Below are 20,827 nucleotides of genomic sequence, written 5' to 3' on the forward strand. Positions count from 1 at the left end.
GCGGGGATCCACGCATCCCCGTCAGTGCGCGTTTCCCTCCGCCTCCAGCCAGCCGCGCAACCGCGCGGCCGCTTCGGATTCCTGTCGTGAGCGCAGGCGGGTGAGCCAGTAGCGACCCAGATCCAGCGTCTGCGCAAAAGGCTGCAGCAGCCGTCCGGCCGCCAGTTCGTGGTCGAACATCGCCAGCGGCAGCAGCGCCACGCCCGCGCCCCGCGAGACCGCGCTGGCCAGGGTCAGCGAGGAGTCGAACTGCGGCCCGCGCGCCTGCAGGCCGGTGAGGCCGGCGGCCGCCAGCCAGCGCGGCCATTCGTCGGCGCGGAACGAACGCAGCAGGGGCACGTGGGCGAGATCGCGCGGCTGGCGCAGGAGCTCGGCCAGCGCGGGGGCGCACACCGGCGCGAACGGCGTCGGCCACAGGGCCGTGCAGGCTTCGCCCGGCCAGTCGCCGTCGCCGAAGCGGATCGCCATGTCCAGCCCTTCGCCGGCCAGATCGGCGCGGTTGTTGTGGGTGGAGACGCGTAGTTCGATGTCCGGATGCGCCGCCGCGAACGCCGGCAGGCGCGGCAGCAGCCAGCCAATGGCGAAGGTGCCGACCACGCCGACGGTCAGCACTTCGCGGGCATTGCCGCCAGCCAGCCGGTCCAGGCTCAGGCCGATGCGATCGAAGGCTTCGGTCAGCACCGGCAGCAGCGCCGCGCCCTCGTCGGTCAGCGCCACGCCGCGCGGCAGGCGCTGGAACAGGACCGTGCCCAGCCGTTCCTCCAGTGCCTTGATCTGGTGGCTCAGGGCGGCCTGGCTGACGCACAGTTCGTCGGCCGCACGGGTCAGATTCTGGTGGCGGGCGGCCGCTTCGAAGGCACGCAGCGCATTGAGCGGTAATTGGGGTCTGAGCATGAGCTGCCATGAGCCTGGCTAATCGATGGCATTGAATAACCTCGCTGGTGGCACCCGGTCAATGCGGAAACAATCAGGTTTTCTCACAGGAAGCCTCCCGATGATCGCCCGCCGCCAGTTCCTGCTTGTGACCGCCGCCACGCTTGCCACCCTGCCCGCCGCGCGCCTGCTGGCCGGCGAGGACACCACTGGCACGCCGGAAGACGCCGGTTTCGCCGAAGCCCTGGCGACGCTGGAACGCGCCAGCGGCGGACGCCTCGGGGTCTGTCTGCTGGACGGCGCCAGCGGGCGGCAGTGGGGACGCCGCGTGGACGAGCGTTTCCCGATGTGCAGCACGTTCAAGTTCCCGCTGGCCGCCGCGGTGCTGGCGCGGGTCGAGCGGGGCGAACTGAAGCTGGACCAGCGCATCGCAATCCGGCGCGAGGACATGCTCGCGCATGCGCCGGTGACGGAGAAGCATGTGGGCGGGCATCTGAGCGTGGGAGAGCTGTGCCAGGCGACCATGATCTGGAGCGACAACCCGGCCGCGAACCTGCTGCTGCCGCACGTGGGCGGTCCGGCCGGGGTGACCGCGTTCCTGCGCGCCAGCGGCGATGCGGTCACCCGCAACGACCGCAACGAACCCGAGGTCAACCGTTTCAGTCCCGATGACCCGCGCGATACGACCTCGCCGGCGGCGATGGCCGGCAGCCTGCGCCGGCTGGTCTTCGGCAAAGCGCTCGGCGCGGATTCCCGCCATCGGCTGGCCGAGTGGCTGATCGGCAACCGCACCGGCGACCGCCGCCTGCGCGCCGGGTTGCCGGCGGGCTGGAAGGTCGGCGACAAGACCGGCAGCAATGGCGAGGACACCACCAACGACATCGCCATCGTCTGGCCCGACCGCGGCCGGGCGCCCTGGCTGCTGACCAGCTATCTGCAGGGCGCGAAGGTCGACGCCGATGCCCGCGACGACGTGCTGCGGCGGGTCGGGGCGGCCGCGGCGCGGTTCATTGCCTGAGGCGCGGCGGTCGGCCGACCGTTGAATCCCCGGCGCCAGGCCCCAGAATAGGGGCCTGCGTTTCCTTCCTCGCGTTTTTTCGCCATGCCGATCTATGCCTTCGAGTGCGCCGAGTGCGGCCATTCCTTCGACCGCCTGCAGAAATTGTCAGACCCGGATCCCGATGCCTGCCCGTCCTGCGGCCGGCCGGCGGTCAAGCGTCAGTTGACCGCGCCTTCCTTCCGCCTGGCGGGTGGGGGCTGGTACGAGACGGACTTCAAGAAGGACGGCGACAAGAAACGCAACCTGGCCGAGGGCGGCGGCGCGGCCGCCCCGTCCTCCGGCGACAGCGCGGCGCCGGCCAAGCCCGAATCCAAGCCGGCGAGCACGCCGTCCACCGGCTGAGCGGAACCGGCGACGGGAATTTCCTCCCGGCGCCACCCTTGAGCGGATCTCCCTAACGCGCGCCGAAGCGCGCGTTGCAGCCGCCGCGCACCCAGATCTCCTGGCGATTGGCGTCGTAGCCCCAGCCGCGACCTTCCGCCCCGCAGACCCGTTGCGAATACTCCTGCTGCAGCCGTGGCCGTCCCTGACGGCCGTCCCAATGGCACCGGGTGAGCCGCGGGTCCCCCGGCTTGCTGGCGCATTGCACGCCATAGCCGGGATTGCCGCCGCCCCAGCCACCGCCGGCCACGCCGAAGCGCGCGCGGCAGCCGTTGTTCACCCAGATGGTGTTGCGTTGATGGCCCCAGTTGCTGCCTTCGCGGCACTGTGCCTTGGACAGGTTCTGCACCACCATCGGGCGACCCCGGCGGTCGTCCCAGGCGCACGTGCGGTAGCGGGCATCCTCGCTGGAGCAGGTCACGGTATAGCCGGCATCGCCGCCGCCGTTGCCCCAGCCTTGCGTGGTCTCCATGAACTCGCCCCGGCAGCCGTTGCGGACCCGGATCACCCCGGGTTGCTGCTGCCAGGACTGGCCCTCGACGCAGGCGCCGCTGGACAGCTGGCGGGACAGCCGGGCGCGGTTGGCGAAGCCGGTCTGGCAACTGCGTTCCCGTTGATCCTGGCTCTCGCACCGGATCGTGCGGCCGGGCGCCGGACCGGGATTCCAGCTGCCGTTGCCGCCGCCCAGCGAACGGGTGATGTCCTGCTTGATGCGGCTGAATGGCCAGCCGGACAGCCGCACCTGATCCAGGTAGAAGCGCAGCTGGTCGTCCGGAATCCGGCGTCCGCGCGACTGCTCGCCATACTCCAGGCTGATCACCCGGGTCTGCTCGGCCACGGTCAGGGTCCGCAGGTTTTCCGGCGCGTAGGCCCGGGTCTGGACCTGGGCCGGAGCATGACTGGCCAGCAAGGCCAGGAAGAGTGCGCACAGCGACTTCATCACAGCCTTGTTCATGGTGGTCTCCCGTCGGGAGCGGCCAGCTTAATCCTCTCCCGGGAGGGCCGCGCAAGGTCCATTTCCGGGGTCGGGGACAGCCGGGCCGGGTTAGACTATGCGGCTTTCCGGCCCTCGCCGGATGCAACTCGCGGAGCCCCCATGCGTACCCATTACTGCGGCCTCATCAACGAGGCCATGATCGGCCAGACCGTCACCCTGTGCGGCTGGACCGACGTTGCCCGCAACCTCGGCGGCGTGTGCTTCATCGATCTGCGCGACCACGAAGGCATCGTGCAGGTGACGGTGGAGCCAGCGGCTGGCGATCGGAATGCCGCCGACGCATTCGCGGTGGCCGTGGATCTGGGCTACGAGGACGTGCTGCAGGTCGAAGGCGTGGTGCGCGCGCGCCACAGCGTCAACGAGAAGATTCCCACCGGCAAGGTGGAAATCGTCGCCACCCGCATCAGCGTGCTCAACAAGGCGCAACCGTTGCCATTCCACGCGCACGAGAACGCCGGCGAGGACATCCGCCTCAAGTACCGCTACCTGGATCTGCGCCGCCCGGAGATGCAGCGCATGCAGCGCACCCGCATCAAGCTGGTGCAGGCCCTGCGCCGCTGGTTGGACGCGCGCGGTTTCCAGGACATCGAGACGCCGATCCTGACCAAGGCCACCCCGGAGGGCGCGCGCGACTTCCTGGTGCCCGCGCGCCTGCATCCGGGCGAGTTCTACGCGCTGCCGCAGTCGCCGCAGCTGTTCAAGCAGATCCTGATGGTCGCCGGCTTCGATCGCTATTACCAGATCGCGCGCTGCTTCCGCGACGAGGCGCTGCGCGCCGATCGCCAGCTGGAGTTCACCCAGCTGGACATGGAGTTCGCCTTCGTGCGCGAGCGCGACGTGCAGGACACCGTGGAAGGCATGATCCGCGACATCTTCAAGGAAGTGATGTCCGCCGACCTGGCCGATCCCTTCCCGCGCATGACCTGGGCCGAGGCGATGCGCCGCTACGGTTCGGACAAGCCGGACCTGCGCATCGATCTGGAACTGGTCGACGTCGCCGCGCTGGTCAAGGACAGCGAATTCGCCGTGTTCACCGCCGCCGCCAACGATGCCGACGGCCGCGTCGCCGCACTGCGCATCCCGGGCGGCGCCAGCCTGTCGCGCAAGCAGATCGACGAGTACGCCGCGCATGCCGCCAAGTACGGCGCCAAGGGCCTGGCCTACATCAAGATCGCCGACAACGGCGAAATCAGTTCGCCGATCCAGAAGTTCTTCGGCGAGGACGCGTTCGCCGCGCTGCTGGCGCATGTGGGCGCGGGCAACGGCGACATCGTGTTCTTCGGCGCCGGCGGCTACAACAAGGTTTCCGATTTCATGGGCGCCCTGCGCCTGAAGGCCGGCAAGGAATTCGGTCGTGTTGCCGACGGCTGGCGTCCGCTGTGGGTCACCGACTTCCCGATGTTCGAATGGGACGAGGAAGCGCAGCGCTACGTCGCCCTGCACCATCCCTTCACCGCGCCCGCGGTGGACGACATCGCCGATCTGCGCGCGAATGCGAAGACCGCGGTGTCGCGCGGCTACGACATGGTGCTCAACGGCAACGAGATCGGCGGCGGTTCGATCCGCATCCATCGCCCGGACATGCAGAGCGCGGTGTTCGAGCTGCTGGGCATCGATGCGGAAGAGGCGGAGGCCAAATTCGGCTTCCTGCTGGACGCGCTCAAGTTCGGCGCGCCGCCGCATGGCGGCATCGCTTTCGGCATCGATCGCATCGCCGCGCTGATGGCGGGCACCGAATCGATCCGCGACGTGATCCCGTTCCCCAAGACCACAACCGCGCAGTGCCTGATGACCGGCGCACCCTCGCCGATTCCCGACGCGCAGTTGGCCGAGCTGCACGTCCAGGTGCGGCCGGTCGCGCCGAAGGCGCAATGAAACAACGCGCGGCTCCGCCTTGGCGGGGCCGCGTCCTCCTCCGGGCGGCCTTCAAGCGGCGTGCCCCGGAGGATGCTTCTCCCATCCGTCGGGCGGCGTTCGCCACCTGATTCCCCATGAGGGGACTTTCTTTCTTCCGGAGCAATGGCATGACCGAGTTCGCGTTTTCGCTGCAGTGGGAAAAGCTGGGCAATGAAGGGACCGACGCCGGTCTGGTGACCGAGCGCGCCCGCGTGTTCGGTGGCTGGGTGGTGCGCATCGGCACCTCGCCCGCCGCGATGGCGCTGACCTTCGTGCCGGACGGCGAGGGTCGCTGGGATGGCGAGGACTTCGGCGAAGACGATTACGAGTACGAAGACGAGGAAGAAGGCGAGGACGACGAGGACGCCGAAGAGGAAGACGAGTCGGACGAGGACGACGAGGAAGAGTGACCGTGGAGATCCGCCGCGCCACCCCGGAAGACGCCGGAACCCTGTCGGCGCTGGCGGCGCGCACGTTCGTCGAGACCTTCGGCCACCTGTATCCGCCGGAAGATCTGCAGGCCTTCCTGGCAGACGCCTATGCGGTGGACAAGCAGCGCATCATCCTGGCCCACCCCGACTACGCGGTATGGCTGCTGGAAGCCGATGGCGTGGCGGTCGGCCACGCCGCGGCGGGCCCGTGTGGCCTGCCGCATGCGGACGTGGCCGCCGGTGATGGCGAACTCAAGCGCCTGTACGTGCTGAAAACGCACCAGAACGGCGGCTGGGGCGCGCGCCTGTGCGACACCGCGCTGGCCTGGCTGGAACGCGACGGGCCGCGCACGCTGTGGATCGGCGTGTGGTCGCGGAATTTCGGCGCCCAGCGTTTCTATGCCCGCTACGGTTTCGAGAAGGTGGGTGACTACGAATTCCCGGTCGGCCGCGTGCGCGACCACGAGTTCATCCTGCGACGGATCGCCCGCGCCGAGCCGCAGGCACGCCCATCCGATCGATTGGATTGCCACGCCTGATTCGGCCAGACTGGGATCATGGCGCCTTCCTCCGCACCCCGTCCCCGCGTCCTCATCCTCCATGGCATCTGGAACGCCCGCTCCTGGGTCGCGCCGCTGGCCTGGCGACTGCGCGCGGAGGGATTCGATGCCGAGGTCTTCGGCTATGACAGCGTGTTCGGAGGGCCCGAGAACGCCATCCCGCGCCTGATCGACCATTTGCATGCCAATGACGGTCCCACCGCCCTGGTCGGCCACAGCCTGGGCGGCATCGTCGCCCTGGAAACCCTGCGGCGCGCGCCGGAGCTGCCGGTCGCGCGGGTGGTCTGCCTGGGTTCGCCGCTGCGCGGCAGCCTGACCGCACGCAATCTGGCCCGGCATGCCTGGAGTTCCCACGCACTGGGGCGCAGCGGCCCGTTGCTGCTGTCCGGTTGCCGGACCTGGGAGGGAACGGCGCAGGTGGGCATGGTCGCCGGCAATGTCGCGCGCGGATTCGGCCGCCTGCTGGCCCGGTTCGAGGGAGATTCCGACGGCACGGTGTCGGTGGAGGAAACCCGGCTGCCCGGCCTGAGTGATCATTGCATCGTCGCCGCCAGTCATACCGGCCTGGTGTTTTCCGCCGAGGCCGCCCATCAGGCGGCCTGCTTCCTGCGCCATGGCCGCTTCGCCCATCCGGAAGCGCGTGAAACCGGGGCGACGGCCGGTCCCGGCGTGAATCGTGAAACCCCGGCGGGTAACGGCCGGGCCGGCGCGATGGAGTAGAATCGCGGCCCCGCCAGCAGCCTTGTTCCGGAAGACCCATGGGTAGAGGACCCTCGATCGAAGCCCGCAAGAACGCCAGCGACGCCAAGCGCGGCAAGATCTTCACCAAGATCATCCGTGAAATCGGCGTGGCCGCGAGGGCGGGCGGGGGCGATCCCAACAACAATCCGCGCTTGCGGGTGGCGATGGACAAGGGCCTGGTGGCCAACATGTCCAAAGACGTGATCGAGCGCGCCGTCAAGAAAGCCACCGGCGAGCTGGAAGGCGTGGTCTACGAGGAAGTGCGCTACGAAGGCTACGCGCCCGGCGGCGTGGCGGTGATCGTCGACTGCCTGACCGACAACCGCGTGCGCACCGTGGCCGATGTCCGCCACGCGTTCAGCAAATGCGGCGGCAACATGGGCACGGAAGGCTCGGTGGCCTTCATGTTCAAGCGACTGGGCGTGCTCAGCTACGCGCCCGGTGCGGACGAGGAGAAGATCACCGAGGCCGCCATTGAATCTGGCGCGGACGACGTGGTGGTGTATGCCGACGATGGTTCCATCGACGTCATCACCGCACCCGACGCCTTCCAGGCGGTGAAGGATGCGATGGATGCCGCCGGCCTGGCGGCTGACCAGGCCGAAGTGACCTTCCGCGCCGACAACGACATCGCCGTGCAGGGCGACACCGCCAAGCAGGTCGTCAAGCTGCTGGACATGCTCGAGGATCTGGACGACGTGCAGAACGTCTATTCCAACGCCGAACTCGGCGCGGATGCGTATGCGTAACAGCGACGGGAATCGGGAATCGGGAATGGAGAATCGTCAGCCAGTCCTCTTTCCGATTCCGGGCGAGCAAGGTTCCGCCGTAGGGAGCCGCTCTTTCGATTCCCGATTCCCGATTGCCGATTCCCGCCCAGAATGACCCGCATCCTAGGCATCGATCCGGGTTCGCAGCGCACGGGCGTCGGCATCATCGATGTGGATGGCGCCGGGCGGACCACGCATGTGCATCATGCGCCGCTGGTGCTGCTGGGCGCGGAGGATTTCCCGCAGCGGCTCAAATGCCTGCTGACCGGGCTGGCCGAAATCATCGAGATCTGGCGCCCCGATGAAGTCGCCATCGAGAAGGTGTTCATGGCCCGCAACCCGGATTCCGCGCTGAAGCTGGGCCAGGCGCGCGGCGCGGCGATCTGCGCGGTGGTCCTGCGCGATCTGCCGGTGCACGAATACGCCGCCAAGGAAGTGAAGCTGGCCGTGGTCGGCAAGGGCAGCGCCGAGAAACACCAGATCCAGCACATGGTCGGCATCATGCTGGGCCTGCACGGCAAGCTGCAGGCCGACGCCGCCGATGCATTGGCGGTGGCCATCACCCATGCGCACGTGCGCGCCACCGCCAACCGCCTGGGCGTCAATGCCCGCCAGGCATGGAGTCGCAAGTGATTCTCCATGGGAATCGAGAATGGGGAATGGGGAATGGATGGAGGCCGTCGAGGCGCTCTTCCGATTCTCCATTCCCGATTCCCTATTCCCGTGCCCGGAGGGCAGCATGATCGGACGACTGCGCGGCATTCTTTCGCACAAGCAGCCCCCGTGGCTGATCATCGACGTGGGCGGGGTGGGTTACGAACTGGAGGCGCCGATGAGCACCTTCTACGATCTGCCCGACATCGGCCGCGAGGTCACCCTGTTCACCCACTATGCGCAGAAGGAAGACAGCGTCTCGCTGTACGGATTCCTGCGCGAGGGCGAGCGCCGCCTGTTCCGCGATGTGCAGAAGGTCAGCGGCATCGGCGCCAAGATCGCGCTGGCGGTGCTGTCCGGCGTCAGCGTCGACGAGTTCGCGCGGATGGTCCAGGCCAGCGACGTGACCGCGCTGACCCGCATTCCCGGCATCGGCAAGAAGACCGCCGAGCGCATCGTGGTGGAGCTGCGCGATCGCGCGGCGGATCTGGGCGGCGGCGGCATGAGCGCCAGCCTGCCGGTGGATCCGCAATCCGAAGCCACCATCGCGCTGCAGCAGCTCGGCTACAAGCCGGCCGAGGCCGCGCGCATGGCCCGCGACGCCGCCGGCAACGGCGACGACGCGGCCACCATCATCCGCAAGGCATTGCAGTCGGCCCTGCGCTGAACTGTCTAGAGCCTTTCCTCACTTCCCGCGCGCTAGCCTCTACCCCGCCATGTCCGCATCCGCTTCCTCTCCTTCGGCCGCTTCGTCCTCCGGCGGCCACGGCCACGGCCATCCGCATGGCACGCAACAGGGCCTGCCTGGCCTGGTCATCGCCGCGGCCGGCGTGGTGTTCGGCGACATCGGCACCAGCCCGCTGTACACGCTGAAGGAAGCCTTCTCGGAACACTTCCACCTGCAGGCCAACCACGACACCGTGCTGGGCATCCTGTCGCTGGTGTTCTGGGCCATGATGATCGTGGTGACGGTGAAGTACGTCTCCATCATCATGCGCGCCGACAACGAAGGTGAAGGCGGCATCATGGCGCTGATGGCGCTGACCCAGCGCACCCTCAAGAAGGGCTCGCGCACCGCCTACGTGGTCGGCATCCTCGGCATCTTCGGCGCCTCGCTGTTCTTCGGCGACGGCGTGATCACCCCGGCCATCTCCGTGCTGGGCGCGGTGGAAGGCCTGGAGGTCGCCGCCCCGGCGCTGGATCGCTTCATCGTGCCGATCACCATCGTGATCCTGCTGGCGGTGTTCATGGCCCAGCGGTTCGGTACCCAGAAGGTCGGCCGCGTGTTCGGGCCCATCATGGTCGTGTGGTTCCTGTCGCTGGCGGCGATCGGCATCGGCAACATCATCGACGCGCCGGAAGTGCTCAAGGCGCTGAACCCGCTGTGGGGTGCCCGCTTCTTCATCCAGCATGGCTGGCAGTCGGTCCTGATCCTGGGCGTGGTCGTGCTGGCGGTGACCGGCGGCGAGGCGCTGTACGCGGACATGGGCCATTTCGGCATCAAGCCGATCCGCTATGCCTGGTACATCCTGGTGTTGCCGTGCCTGTTCCTGAACTACCTGGGGCAGGGCGCGTTCGTGCTGGATCATCCGGCCGCGGTGGTGAACCCCTTCTACGAGTCCGTGCCGCGCTGGGCGCTGTATCCGATGATCGTGATGGCCACCCTGGCGGCGGTGATCGCGTCGCAGGCCGTCATCACCGGCGCCTTCTCGGTGGCGCGCCAGGCCATGCAGCTGGGCTACATCCCGCGCATGCAGATCAAGCACACCTCGCACGACACCATCGGCCAGATCTACATCCCGGGCATCAACTGGATCCTGATGGTGGCGGTGCTGACCGTGGTGCTGATGTTCCAGGATTCGACCCGCCTTGCAGCGGCCTACGGCATCTCGGTGTCCGCGACCATGCTGATCGACACGTTGCTGCTGGCGCTGGTGGCGCGTGCGTTGTGGCCGAAGGGCAGCGGCGTGGTCATCGCGTTGTGCGTGGTGTTCTTCGTGGTCGACGTCGGCTTCGTGTTCGCCAACGGCGCCAAGTTCTTCCAGGGCGCATGGTTCCCGGTGGTGCTGGGCATCCTCGTGTTCACCCTGCTGCGCACCTGGCGCCGCGGCCGTGAACTGCTCAGCGCCGAGATCCGCAAGGAAGGCATCCAGCTGGACACTTTCCTGCCCGGCCTGATGCTGGCGCCGCCGGTGCGGGTGCCGGGTACGGCGGTGTTCCTGACCGCGCAGACCGGCATGGTGCCGCACGCGCTGCTGCACAACCTCAAGCACAACAAGGTGCTGCACGAACGCAACGTGTTCCTGACCGTGGAAACCCTGCCGGTGCCATTCGCACCGATGGAGAAACGCCTGAAGATCGACTCCATCGGCGACGAGTTCTACCGGGTCATCGTCAAGTTCGGCTTCATGGAGACACCGGACGTGCCACAGGCGCTGATGCGTTCCTGCGATCGCGGCGGCATCTATTTCGATCCGATGGAGACGACCTATTTCGCCAGTCGCGAAAGCATCGTCGCCACCGCCCATCGGGGCATGCCGGTCTGGCGCGACAAATTGTTCGCGGTCATGCATCGCAACGCGGCGCCCGCGACCGGCTTCTTCCGCATTCCCGGCAATCGCCTGGTCGAGCTGGGCGCGCAGGTCGAGATCTGAGCCACGCCCGGGCCGGATGGCATCGACATCCGGCCCTTTTTCCATGGCGGTTTGCCCCATAATGGCGGCATGACCGAAGACCGCATCATCGCCTCCGGCGCCACCCGCGAAGACGAGGCCATCGAGGCCAGCATCCGGCCCAAGCGGCTGGACGAATATCTCGGCCAGAAGCCGGTGCGGGAGCAACTGGACATCTACATCCAGGCGGCCAAGGGGCGCGGCGAGGCGCTGGATCACGTGCTGATCTTCGGGCCCCCGGGGTTGGGCAAGACCACCCTGAGCCACGTCATCGCCAACGAGCTGGGCGTCAACATGCGGGTCACCTCCGGCCCGGTCATCGAGAAGGCCGGTGATCTGGCCGCGCTGCTGACCAACCTGCAGCCGCACGACGTGCTGTTCGTGGACGAGATCCACCGCCTGTCGCCGGTGGTCGAGGAAGTGCTGTATCCGGCGATGGAGGACTTCCAGATCGACATCATGATCGGCGAGGGCCCCGCCGCGCGCTCGATCAAGCTGGATCTGCCGCCCTTCACCCTGATCGGTGCGACCACCCGCGCCGGCCTGCTGACCGCGCCGCTGCGCGATCGCTTCGGCATCGTCCAGCGGCTGGAGTTCTACAGCGCCGAGGAGCTGACCAGCATCGTGCGCCGCTCGGCGCGGATCCTGGACATCCCCTGCGAGCCCGAAGGCGCGGCGGAAATCGCGCGCCGCTCGCGCGGCACCCCCCGCATCGCCAATCGGCTGCTGCGGCGGGTCCGCGACTACGCCCAGGTCCGCGCCGCCGGTCATATCGATCCCGCGGTCGCCAATGCCGCCATGCAGATGCTGAAGGTCGATCCGGAGGGTTTCGACGAACTGGATCGCCGCATGCTGCGGACCATCATCGACAGTTTCGATGGCGGACCGGTGGGAGTGGAATCGCTGGCCGCCGCGCTGTCCGAGGAGCGCGGTACGCTGGAAGACGTGATCGAGCCCTACCTGATCCAGCAGGGCTACCTGATCCGCACCGCCCGCGGCCGCATGGCCACATCCAAGGCCTACCGGCATCTCGGGCTGAAGCCGAGGCGGGAACAGGCGCCGGGTGCCGCCGGCAGCGAAGACCTTTTCTGAGCCGGATGGCCCGATTCCCGTTCCCCGTTTCCGGAGAAGCCCGCTTTTGAGCGCCCAATCGCAGACCAATGAGGCCGTTTCCCGGCTATTCAGTTGGCCGACACGCGTCTATTGGGAAGATACCGACGCTGGCGGCGTGGTGTACCACGCGCAGTACGTGGCGTTCCTGGAACGCGCGCGGACGGAATGGCTGCGCGCGCGCGGCCATAGCCAGGAATGGCTGCGCGGAGACCACGATCTGGTCTTCGCGGTCCGCGCGATGACGCTGGATTTCCTGAAACCGGCGCGCCTGGACGACCTGCTGCGAGTGGAACTCGTGTTACGCCGGTGCAAGCGGGCCAGCGTGATCTTCGCCCAGCGCGTCCTGCGCGGCGAAGAAGTCCTGCTGACGGCGGAGGTGAAGGTCGCGGCGCTTTCCGCCGCGGGGTTCAGACCCAAACCGCTGCCTGATGCGTTGTACGAAGAATTCAAGCTGTTCGAAACACCGAACTGACCAATCCGAAACATCGAGGAATACCGGATGATCGCACCGCTCCTGGCCGCCGTGGTCGAAGCCCTGCCCGAGGACACCGCCGCCGCCGCCGTCCAGGCGACCGCCGCCGCCACCCACAGCGGCATCAACTACCTCGAGCTGATGCTCAAGGCCAGCCTGCCGGTCAAACTGATCGTCGTGCTGCTGCTGGCAGGTTCGCTGATCAGCTGGATCATCATTTTCCGCAAGGCACGAGTCTTCAAGGCCGCCAACCGCGACGCCGACGACTTCGAGAGCCGCTTCTGGTCCGGCGCCGAACTGAGCAAGCTCTACGCCAGCGCGGCCGATCGCAACCGGGTGGTCAACGGCCTGGAAGCCATCTTCGAGGCGGGATTCCGCGAATTCGCCCGCCTGCGCGACAAGCGCAAGCTGGATCCGCGCGCGCAGTTGGAAGGCGCCCAGCGCGCCATGCGCGCGACCTATGCGCGCGAGGTCGATCAACTGGAACGCAACCTGGAACTGCTGGCCAACATCGGTTCCACCGCCCCGTACGTCGGCCTGGTCGGCACCGTGTTCGGCATCATGGTCACCATGCACGACATGCTCAACAGTGGCGAGCAGGCGGGCATCGCCTCGGTCGCGCCGGGTATTTCCGAAGCGTTGTTCGCCACCGCCATCGGCCTGTTCGTGGCGATTCCGGCGGTATGGGCCTACAACCGCTTCACCACCCGGATCGAGCGCATCTCGGTGCGTTATGAAACCTTCGCCGAGGAGTTCAGCTCGATCCTGCAGCGCCAGTCCTCGGGCGACGAATAAGCGGAGTCCGCCATGACCGCCGCCATTTCCCGCGTGCGCAAGCGCCGCAAGCTCAAGTCCGAAATCAACGTCGTGCCGTATATCGACGTGATGCTGGTGCTGCTGATCATCTTCATGGTGACCGCTCCGCTGTTGACCCTCAGCGTGGACGTGGATCTGCCGAAATCGAACGCCCGTTCGGTCGAGAGCAAGAAAGATCCGATCATCGTCAGCGTCAACACCGATGGTGCCTACACGCTGACCCTGGAAAGCGGCAAGCCGGAGCGACTCGACGGCCCGACCCTGGCCGCCAAGCTGAAGGCCTTCGTCAGCCAGAATCCCGATGCGCCGGTGTTCATCGCGGCGCCGGGCGCCTCGGATTACCAGCGCGTCATGGACACGATGGTGATGCTGCAGCAGGCCGGGGTGAAGAAAGTCGGCCTGATGAGCCAGCCGGGTGGCAATGCACGCTGACGCGCTCCCGCCCCGGCATCGGGCCGAACAGGACGATCTCGCTGTTCCGATCGCACTGGCGATCGGCGTGCATGTCCTGATCGCGCTGCTGTTCCTGGCCGCCTACCTGTGGTCGCCGTCTCACAATTTCGACGCGGCTGCGGGTTCGCCGGTGATCGAAGCGTCGCTGGATATCTCCAGCGCCGACATCCGGGCCGCGCAGCAGGCGATGGAGAATGCGCCCAAGCCCGAACCCATGCCGACTCCGATCGAGGAAACCGCCGAGGAAGAGACGGTTCCGCCGCCGCAGGCGCTGCCCGAGCCACGCCCCCAGGATTCGCCGGTGGCGCCCCAGCAGCAGGCCCAGGAACGCATTCCGGTGCCGGATACCGAGGATCAGGACGCCGCCAGCCGGCTGGCCATCTCCCAGCAGAAGGCGCTGGAAGAACAGGAAGAGAAGCGCCGCCAGGAGCAGATCGACCTGACCGAACGCGCGCGCCAGCAGGAAGCCGAGCACAAGCAGCGACTGGCCAAGCAGCAGGAAGAGGCCGACCGCGACAAGAAGCTGGCCGATCTCCGCCGCCGCCGCGAGCAGGCCGCCCGTGAGGCCCAGATGGCCGAACAGAAGCTGCGCCAGCTGCAGAACGTGCAGGCCCAGCGCGCCACGGCCACCGCCAGCGCGGCCACGCCGGCCACCAGCCGGGCCAGCGGCGGCCAGCCGGGGCAGGGCGGCACCAGTACCGATCTGACCGCCCAGTACGCCGCCGCCATCCAGCGCGCCGTGAGCGACAAGTGGAACCGGCCCGATACCGTGCCGTTGGGCCAGCGCTGCCGCATCACCATTCGCCAGTTGCCCGGCGGCGAGGTCATCGACGCCAAGGTCGATTCGAGCTGCCCGTATGACGAGGCGGGGCGCCGGTCGATCGAAGCCGCGGTCCTGCTGGCGCAGCCGCTGCCCTACCGGGGTTTCGAGAGCGTGTTCTCCCGCACCCTGTTTTTCACATTCGAAGCGCAGGAACGCTGACAGAATCGCGAGCCTGAACGGCCTCGTTCATGATTGCGAAAACGTTCACGCACAAGCTGCTATCCCTTCCCGTTCAGACAGACCGAGAAACCCCGACCTGCCATGAAGACGCTGCCGCGCTGGCTTTCCCTCCTGACTCTCCTGCTGCTGTCATTCGCCGCCTCCGCGCAGGAGCGGGGCCTGGACATCGACATCATCGGCGGAAACGCCTCGGCCCTGCCCATCACCGTCGTGCCGATGCCCTACCAAGGCTCCGCCGGCGCGCCACAGACGGATGTCGCCGGCGTGGTCCGCGCGGATCTGGAGCGGTCCGGCTCCTTCCGCACCCTGCCGGAAGCCAGCATCGTCGAACGCCCGACCCGGGGCGGCGAAATCCAGTACCCGACCTGGCGCGCGCTCAAGCAGAACTATCTGGTGGTTGGCCGCGTGGTCGACGCCGGTGACGGCGGCTACCGGGTGGAATACGAGCTGTTCGACGTGGCCAAGCAGGAGCGGCTGCTGGGTCTGGCGATGACCGCCCGCGCCAATGCCATGCGCGATGTCGCCCACCAGATGGCCGACGCCATCTACGAAAAGATCCTGGGCATTCCCGGCGCGTTCTGGACCCGGATCGCCTACGTCACCGCCAGTGGTGCCGGCAAGGGCGCGCGCTACGCGCTGATGATCGCCGATTCGGACGGCTTCAATCCGCAGACCGTGGTGCGTTCCTCCGAGCCGCTGCTGTCGCCGTCCTGGAGCCCGGATGGCCGCCGCCTGGCCTATGTCAGCTACGAAGGCGGCAACTCGGCCGTCTTCATCCAGGACATCACCACCGGCGCGCGCCAGAAGGTCTCCGGCTTCCGCGGCATCAACGGTTCCCCTTCGTTCTCGCCGGACGGCGGCCGCCTCGCGCTGACCCTGTCGCGCAGCGGCAATCCGGAAATCTACGTGATGGACATCGCCAGCCGGCAACTGCGCCAGCTGACCAACCAGTCCAGCATCGACACGGAACCGGTCTGGAGCCCGGACGGCGCCACCCTCTACTTCACTTCCGATCGCGGCGGTCGCCCGCAGATCTATCAGGTGCCGGCCAGCGGCGGATCCGCAAGCCGGGTTACGTTTGAAGGCAGCTACAACGCCTCGCCCAAGATTTCCTACGACGGCAAGAAGATCGCGGTCGCACAGGGCAGCGGCAATACCTATCGCATCGCGCTGATGGACCGCAGCCTGGGTTCGCCGCGCTGGTCGACCCTGTCGCCGGGCTCGTTGGACGAGTCCCCGAGCTTTGCCCCCAATGCCAGCATGGTCCTCTACGCCGCCCGCGAAGGTGGAAGAGGCGTACTGTATGCGGTGTCCGCCGATGGCCGGGTCCGCCAGCGGCTGGTGCTGGCTGATGGCGATGTACGCGAACCGGCATGGTCGCCGTACCGTGCAAAGCGTTAAGATGACGTCTACGGTTTTACCCCCATCCCTGCGAGAAGCCGAAGGAATGACGATGAACAACACTGCCCGTGTTTTGATGCTGTCCCTGATGTCCGTGGCCGTGCTGGCCGGTTGCAAGAAGGCGGTCAAGGAGACCCAGCCGACCGATACCACCACCACCACGCCCACCACCCCGACCGAACCCACCACCTCCGGCGTCTACGGCCCGAACGACCTGGACACCGATGCCTGCCTGCGCCAGCGCGTGGTGTACTTCGACCTGGACCAGGATTCGCTGAAGCCCGAATTCCAGGCAATCATGGGCTGCCATGCCAAGTACCTGCGTGACCGTCCGTCCTCGCGCATCACCCTGGAAGGCCATGCCGACGAGCGCGGCAGCCGCGCCTACAACCAGGGCCTGGGCGAGCGCCGCGGCAACGCCGTGTCGTCCGCGCTGCAGGCCAACGGCGGCTCCGGCAGCCAGCTGAGCGTGGTGAGCTACGGCGAAGAGCGTCCGATCTGCACCGAATCCAACGAGTCGTGCTGGGCGCAGAACCGTCGCGTCGAGATCGTCTACACCGCCAAATAAGCGATGAGCGCGATGTCGATCGGCAAGCGTTTTCTGCTGGTCACGGCGGCGGCCCTGGTGGCCGCCGCTCCAGCCTGGGCGCAGCGACAGAGTCTGGCGGACCGCGTCACGGCGCTGGAAGCCAAGGCCAACAACTCGCAGGCCAACATGGAATTGTTGAACCGCCTGAGCCAGCAGGAAGGTGAAATCCGTGAATTGCGGGCGCAGCTCGAGAAGCTCCAGCACGATCTGCAGGAGTTCCAGCAGCGCAACCGTGATCAGTACCTGGATCTGGATGGCCGGCTGAACCGCATGGAAGGCGGTGCGACGCCGCCTGTTGCGGCACCCGCGACCAGCGGCGGCGGTACTTCGCCGGCGAATCCGCCGGTGGCGGCAGCGGTCGAACCGGCGCCATCCGTGCATGGCGACCCCGGCTCCCTGGCCCAGGCCGGGGACGAACGCACCGCCTACAACCAGGCGTTCGAAAAGCTGAAGTCCGGCGACTATGTCGGGTCGGCGCAGCTGTTCACCGCGTTCCTGCAGGCGTACCCCAGCGGTGTTTACGCGCCCAATGCGCTGTACTGGCTCGGCGAAAGCTACTACGTCACCCAGAACTATGCCCTGGCCGCGGAGCAGTTTCGCGCGCTGATGGAGCGATATCCCACCCACGACAAGGCCCCGGGCTCGCTGCTCAAGCTGGGCTTGTGCGAGTACGGATTGGGCAAGGTCGATGCCGCCGAACGTACTCTGGCCGACGTGGTCAGCCGGTACCCGGGCAGCGATGTCGCCCGTACCGCCGATGATCGGCTGAAGGCCATCCAGCTCGGTCGGCTGCGCTGAGCTGGCGTCCGACAACGGCCCTCCTGGCCCGGATTCGGGGTGTTTGCCGGATGTATCTTCCGCCCGCCGATCCTCGCTGAACGCAATTCCCTGAAACCGCCCGACGGCCGGCCCGCCGACAGGCGATAATGTGCCGCCATGAACGCTGTCCCCACGTCCGAGTCCGTTGCCCAGGAACGCCTGAAGCTGACGGAAATCTTCCTGTCCCTGCAGGGCGAGGCCAATACCGCTGGCTGGCCCACGGTGTTCGTGCGCCTGACCGGCTGCCCGCTGCGTTGCCAGTATTGCGATACCGAGTACGCGTTCTATGGCGGCCAATGGTGGGACATCGACGCCATCCTGGTGGAAGTGGCCCGCCACGGCGTCCGTCATGTCTGCGTGACCGGTGGAGAACCCCTGTCGCAGAAGCGCTGCCTGATCCTGCTTCGTCGTCTGTGCGATGCCGGTTACGACGTTTCGCTGGAAACTTCCGGAGCGCTCGATATCGCCGAAGTGGACCCACGGGTTTCGCGGGTGGTGGATCTGAAGACGCCCGGCTCCCGCGAAATGGATCGCAACCGGTTGGAGAACCTGCCGCTGCTCACCCCGCGCGATCAGGTGAAGTTTGTCCTGTGCGGGCGCGCCGATTACGACTGGGCGCGCGACATGGTGGCGGGGCATCGCCTTGCCGAGCGCTGTGACGTGTTGTTCTCGCCATCCAAGTCCGAACTGGAGCCACGCCAGCTGGCGGACTGGATCGTCGAGGACAAGTTGCCGGTACGCTTCCAGATGCAACTGCACAAGCTGCTCTGGAACGACGAGCCGGGCCGCTAGCACCGGAAGCAGGCGCCGTCCGTATCGTATCGGGTGTCGCGCGCGAAATGCCGGTAGCCCTTTTTCAACGGGGCAAAAGCCGGACGCTCTTTCCCGATTTCCCGATTTCCCGATTTCCCGATTTCCCGATTTCCCGATTTCCCGATTCCCCCATGAAAAAAGCCGTCGTCCTTCTCTCCGGTGGCATGGATTCCGCCGTCGTTGTCGCCATCGCCCGTGAGCACGGCTATGCGGTGCACGCCCTGAGCGTGCGCTACGGTCAGCGCCATACCTCGGAACTGGAGGCCGCCGACCGCGTCGCCCGTTCACTGGGTGCCGTCGCGCACAAGACCGTGCACGTGGATCTGCGCAGCATTGGCGGCTCCGCCCTGACCGACGATATCGACGTGCCCGAGGCCGGCGGTGGCGGCATCCCGGTCACCTACGTGCCGGCCCGCAACACCATCATGCTGTCGGTGGCGCTGGGCTGGGCCGAGGTGCTGGGCGCGGCCGACATCTTCTGCGGCGTCAATGCCGTCGACTATTCCGGCTATCCCGACTGCCGGCCGGAGTTCATCGACGCGTTCGAGAAGCTCGCCAACCTGGCCACCAAAGCCGGTGTGGAGGGCGCGGGGCTGCGCATCCACGCGCCACTGATGAAGATGGGCAAGGCGGATATCGTGCGCGAGGGCCTGCGCCTGGGCGTGGATTTCTCGGAGACCGTGTCGTGCTACCAGGCCGACGAGCAGGGACGCGCCTGCGGTCATTGCGACGCCTGCCGGCTGCGCGCGGCGGGCTTCGCCGATGCCGGCGTGGCGGATCCGACTCGCTACACCTGAACCCCGGGTTTTTCAGCCGCCCCAAGCTGGGGTAGAATTCGCACCCCGGCGCAATGCCGGGTGCATGGGCCGTTAGCTCAGTCGGTAGAGCAGAAGACTTTTAATCTTTTGGTCGAAGGTTCGAATCCTTCACGGCCCACCAATCACGTCAATCACTTACGTGTGCCCCGCGACCCCGAAATAGGCGGTTTGGGAAAATTCTTGGGAAAATTCGCGCCTCGCGCGATGTTCCACGCCTTCCTGCAGGACGAAAAAAACCCGCCGGGGCCGGCGGTTTTTTTGGGTCGTACACTCATGACTTCTGCCGCTCCGGTGGCTTCACCGTCTGCAGCTTGTGGTGGTATCGAATCGCCATCGTCGGCGTCACGTGCCCGGCCGCGTCCTGCACGTCGGCGATATTCCCGATCGTGTCGCTCATCCCGCGATGTTTCAGGCCGTGCAGGCTAAAGCGCTCGCTTTCCGGCAGAACGCCGTCCTGAATCGCCGTGGCGATCGCACGCTGCCACGCAGAATCCAGCGCCGACTTGCTCAACGGTGTCCCGGTTTCTGTCACGAGGAGCCGGCGAAGCGCGGGGCGAATCGGCACCGGCCGGTCATTTTTCTCCATCACCTCGCTACGATAGGCGGTCAGCCAATCCCACGCGGCGCGCATCTCTTCGTTCCACAGCGTGATGTTGTCCCGAGAACCTTCCGACGACTGGTCAGGATGCCGCCCTCGGTGTAGTGGGCGTCGGTCAATGTGTTGACCTCGATGCCTCGCGCGCGCAGGTTGTAGGCCAGCGTGCAGACCGCGTGCAGGTAGGGCGGAACGCTGCCGCGTGTGTGGGCCTTGCGCCGACCGCGCACCTGCAGGAATTCCTGCATGATCGCGAATGCCTCGGGTGAGGGCATCTTGTGGTCGCCGACTTCCTCCACCTGCTTCACGCCCGCACAGGGGTTGTGTTTGCAGTAGCCGTGCCGGATGCCCCAATTGAACAACAGGCGCAGGAATCGCAGCATGTGATTGGCCTTGCTCGGATAGGGCTTGAGTTCGGGCTGCGGGCCCTTGGCAGGGCGGCCTGCGGCGATGGACTCAATCAATCGCTGCATCATCGGCACGGTGAAGGTGTGGGACGCTATCGAACTGGAACCCATGCAGACGCGAATGGAAAAGGCCAACGAATGGATCGGTGACGACGTGATCCGATTCCGACCGCTTGAGCTGGGCAGGAGTGCGACCTGAACAAGGGGGGATTAGAGAACCCTGTTTATTTCGTCGCAGAGTTCCCTGATCCGGGAAACTCTAGCTGAGTCGACTTGTCTATTAGTGCCCTGAAATGTCCCACCGGTAACCACATCATAGAGCTCTGACAGCGCCAATTCGGCTCTCTCGAAAGCATCGCTTGAGATGTGCCTGCGCGATCGCAGCAGGTCCAGTTTGCTACCGAGTGCTTCGAGCTTGGTAATAATGAGCCGCTCCGTGGGATCATTCTTCCCACTGGATCGCCAGTACGCCATCGAAAGTTCTCGGAGGCCA

General features: G+C 66.8%; 24 protein-coding genes and 1 tRNA gene. 21 read left to right on the plus strand and 4 right to left on the minus strand.

What is annotated here, in order from left to right; translation table 11 throughout:
• Nucleotides 1-21: 21 nt before the first annotated feature.
• Nucleotides 22-894: a LysR substrate-binding domain-containing protein gene (locus AC3DEZ_RS10595; RefSeq protein WP_488388173.1), complete on the minus strand. Its 873-nt coding sequence runs from the start codon at nt 892-894 to the stop codon at nt 22-24.
• Between the two features lie 100 nt (nt 895-994).
• Between AC3DEZ_RS10595 and bla the strand changes: the two genes are divergently transcribed.
• Nucleotides 995-1,891, plus strand: a complete 897-nt coding sequence (bla, locus tag AC3DEZ_RS10600; RefSeq protein WP_488388174.1) for a class A beta-lactamase — start codon at nt 995-997, stop codon at nt 1,889-1,891.
• Between the two features lie 84 nt (nt 1,892-1,975).
• Nucleotides 1,976-2,275, plus strand: coding sequence for an FmdB family zinc ribbon protein (locus tag AC3DEZ_RS10605; RefSeq protein WP_488388175.1), 300 nt, complete (start codon nt 1,976-1,978; stop codon nt 2,273-2,275).
• Nucleotides 2,276-2,327: 52 nt separating this feature from the next.
• On the opposite strand, the gene AC3DEZ_RS10610 is transcribed toward AC3DEZ_RS10605, so the two are convergent.
• Nucleotides 2,328-3,269, minus strand: coding sequence for a DUF3011 domain-containing protein (locus tag AC3DEZ_RS10610; RefSeq protein ID WP_488388176.1), 942 nt, complete (start codon nt 3,267-3,269; stop codon nt 2,328-2,330).
• A gap of 141 nt (nt 3,270-3,410) precedes the next feature.
• Here AC3DEZ_RS10610 and aspS point away from each other — a divergent pair, with 141 nt between their 5' ends.
• The 19 genes from aspS to AC3DEZ_RS10705 all read left to right on the plus strand — a co-directional run bounded on the left by aspS (nt 3,411) and on the right by AC3DEZ_RS10705 (nt 19,453).
• Nucleotides 3,411-5,186: an aspartate--tRNA ligase gene (aspS, locus tag AC3DEZ_RS10615; RefSeq protein ID WP_488388177.1), complete on the plus strand. Its 1,776-nt coding sequence runs from the start codon at nt 3,411-3,413 to the stop codon at nt 5,184-5,186.
• Nucleotides 5,187-5,335: 149 nt separating this feature from the next.
• The gene (locus AC3DEZ_RS10620; protein ID WP_488388178.1) at nt 5,336-5,617 is read left to right on the plus strand and encodes a DNA primase; all 282 of its coding nucleotides are present in this window, start codon (nt 5,336-5,338) and stop codon (nt 5,615-5,617) included.
• A 2-nt stretch (nt 5,618-5,619) separates the two neighbouring features.
• The gene (locus AC3DEZ_RS10625) at nt 5,620-6,177 is read left to right on the plus strand and encodes a GNAT family N-acetyltransferase (protein WP_488388295.1); all 558 of its coding nucleotides are present in this window, start codon (nt 5,620-5,622) and stop codon (nt 6,175-6,177) included.
• A gap of 18 nt (nt 6,178-6,195) precedes the next feature.
• Nucleotides 6,196-6,918 (plus strand): esterase/lipase family protein, encoded by a 723-nt coding sequence (locus tag AC3DEZ_RS10630; protein ID WP_488388179.1) that lies wholly within the window; start codon nt 6,196-6,198, stop codon nt 6,916-6,918.
• Between the two features lie 38 nt (nt 6,919-6,956).
• Nucleotides 6,957-7,688, plus strand: a complete 732-nt coding sequence (locus AC3DEZ_RS10635) for a YebC/PmpR family DNA-binding transcriptional regulator (RefSeq protein ID WP_488388180.1) — start codon at nt 6,957-6,959, stop codon at nt 7,686-7,688.
• 132 nt (nt 7,689-7,820) lie between these two features.
• Nucleotides 7,821-8,342, plus strand: coding sequence for a crossover junction endodeoxyribonuclease RuvC (gene ruvC / locus AC3DEZ_RS10640; protein ID WP_249888633.1), 522 nt, complete (start codon nt 7,821-7,823; stop codon nt 8,340-8,342).
• 106 nt (nt 8,343-8,448) lie between these two features.
• The gene (gene ruvA, locus AC3DEZ_RS10645; protein ID WP_488388181.1) at nt 8,449-9,030 is read left to right on the plus strand and encodes a Holliday junction branch migration protein RuvA; all 582 of its coding nucleotides are present in this window, start codon (nt 8,449-8,451) and stop codon (nt 9,028-9,030) included.
• A 49-nt stretch (nt 9,031-9,079) separates the two neighbouring features.
• Complete coding sequence (locus AC3DEZ_RS10650; RefSeq protein WP_447103237.1) at nt 9,080-11,017, plus strand: potassium transporter Kup; 1,938 nt, start codon at nt 9,080-9,082, stop codon at nt 11,015-11,017.
• 69 nt (nt 11,018-11,086) lie between these two features.
• Entirely contained in the window at nt 11,087-12,127 is a 1,041-nt protein-coding gene (ruvB, locus tag AC3DEZ_RS10655; protein ID WP_488388182.1) for a Holliday junction branch migration DNA helicase RuvB, read from the plus strand.
• Between the two features lie 46 nt (nt 12,128-12,173).
• A complete protein-coding gene (gene ybgC, locus AC3DEZ_RS10660; protein WP_488388183.1) occupies nt 12,174-12,620 on the plus strand; it encodes a tol-pal system-associated acyl-CoA thioesterase in 447 nt (148 codons plus the stop codon).
• Between the two features lie 27 nt (nt 12,621-12,647).
• On the plus strand, nt 12,648-13,415 hold the full coding sequence (gene tolQ, locus AC3DEZ_RS10665; RefSeq protein ID WP_488388184.1) for a protein TolQ: 768 nt from the start codon (nt 12,648-12,650) through the stop codon (nt 13,413-13,415).
• A gap of 12 nt (nt 13,416-13,427) precedes the next feature.
• Entirely contained in the window at nt 13,428-13,868 is a 441-nt protein-coding gene (gene tolR / locus AC3DEZ_RS10670; protein WP_447103233.1) for a protein TolR, read from the plus strand.
• Nucleotides 13,858-14,871, plus strand: a complete 1,014-nt coding sequence (gene tolA / locus AC3DEZ_RS10675; protein WP_488388296.1) for a cell envelope integrity protein TolA — start codon at nt 13,858-13,860, stop codon at nt 14,869-14,871. The genes tolR and tolA overlap by 11 nt, the downstream gene beginning before the upstream one ends.
• 102 nt (nt 14,872-14,973) lie before the next feature.
• Nucleotides 14,974-16,293, plus strand: a complete 1,320-nt coding sequence (gene tolB, locus AC3DEZ_RS10680; protein WP_447103232.1) for a Tol-Pal system beta propeller repeat protein TolB — start codon at nt 14,974-14,976, stop codon at nt 16,291-16,293.
• A gap of 52 nt (nt 16,294-16,345) precedes the next feature.
• Nucleotides 16,346-16,861, plus strand: a complete 516-nt coding sequence (gene pal / locus AC3DEZ_RS10685; protein ID WP_440470310.1) for a peptidoglycan-associated lipoprotein Pal — start codon at nt 16,346-16,348, stop codon at nt 16,859-16,861.
• Nucleotides 16,862-16,873: 12 nt separating this feature from the next.
• Nucleotides 16,874-17,680, plus strand: a complete 807-nt coding sequence (gene ybgF / locus AC3DEZ_RS10690) for a tol-pal system protein YbgF (protein WP_488388297.1) — start codon at nt 16,874-16,876, stop codon at nt 17,678-17,680.
• A gap of 138 nt (nt 17,681-17,818) precedes the next feature.
• Nucleotides 17,819-18,493: a 7-carboxy-7-deazaguanine synthase QueE gene (gene queE / locus AC3DEZ_RS10695; RefSeq protein WP_488388185.1), complete on the plus strand. Its 675-nt coding sequence runs from the start codon at nt 17,819-17,821 to the stop codon at nt 18,491-18,493.
• Nucleotides 18,494-18,645: 152 nt separating this feature from the next.
• Complete coding sequence (queC, locus tag AC3DEZ_RS10700) at nt 18,646-19,311, plus strand: 7-cyano-7-deazaguanine synthase QueC (RefSeq protein WP_488388186.1); 666 nt, start codon at nt 18,646-18,648, stop codon at nt 19,309-19,311.
• A gap of 66 nt (nt 19,312-19,377) precedes the next feature.
• Nucleotides 19,378-19,453 (plus strand) — tRNA-Lys (locus tag AC3DEZ_RS10705).
• 150 nt (nt 19,454-19,603) lie between these two features.
• Here AC3DEZ_RS10705 and AC3DEZ_RS10710 read toward each other — a convergent pair.
• Both AC3DEZ_RS10710 and AC3DEZ_RS10715 read right to left on the minus strand, forming a co-directional pair.
• Nucleotides 19,604-19,963 carry a site-specific integrase gene (locus tag AC3DEZ_RS10710; protein WP_488388187.1) on the minus strand — a complete coding sequence of 120 codons (360 nt, stop codon included), beginning with the start codon at nt 19,961-19,963 and terminating at the stop codon, nt 19,604-19,606.
• Complete coding sequence (locus AC3DEZ_RS10715) at nt 19,939-20,445, minus strand: hypothetical protein (RefSeq protein ID WP_488388188.1); 507 nt, start codon at nt 20,443-20,445, stop codon at nt 19,939-19,941. Before AC3DEZ_RS10715 ends, AC3DEZ_RS10710 begins: the two co-directional genes overlap by 25 nt.
• Nucleotides 20,446-20,827 lie beyond the last annotated feature (382 nt).

Source organism: Pseudoxanthomonas sp. 134C1 (assembly GCF_057773065.1).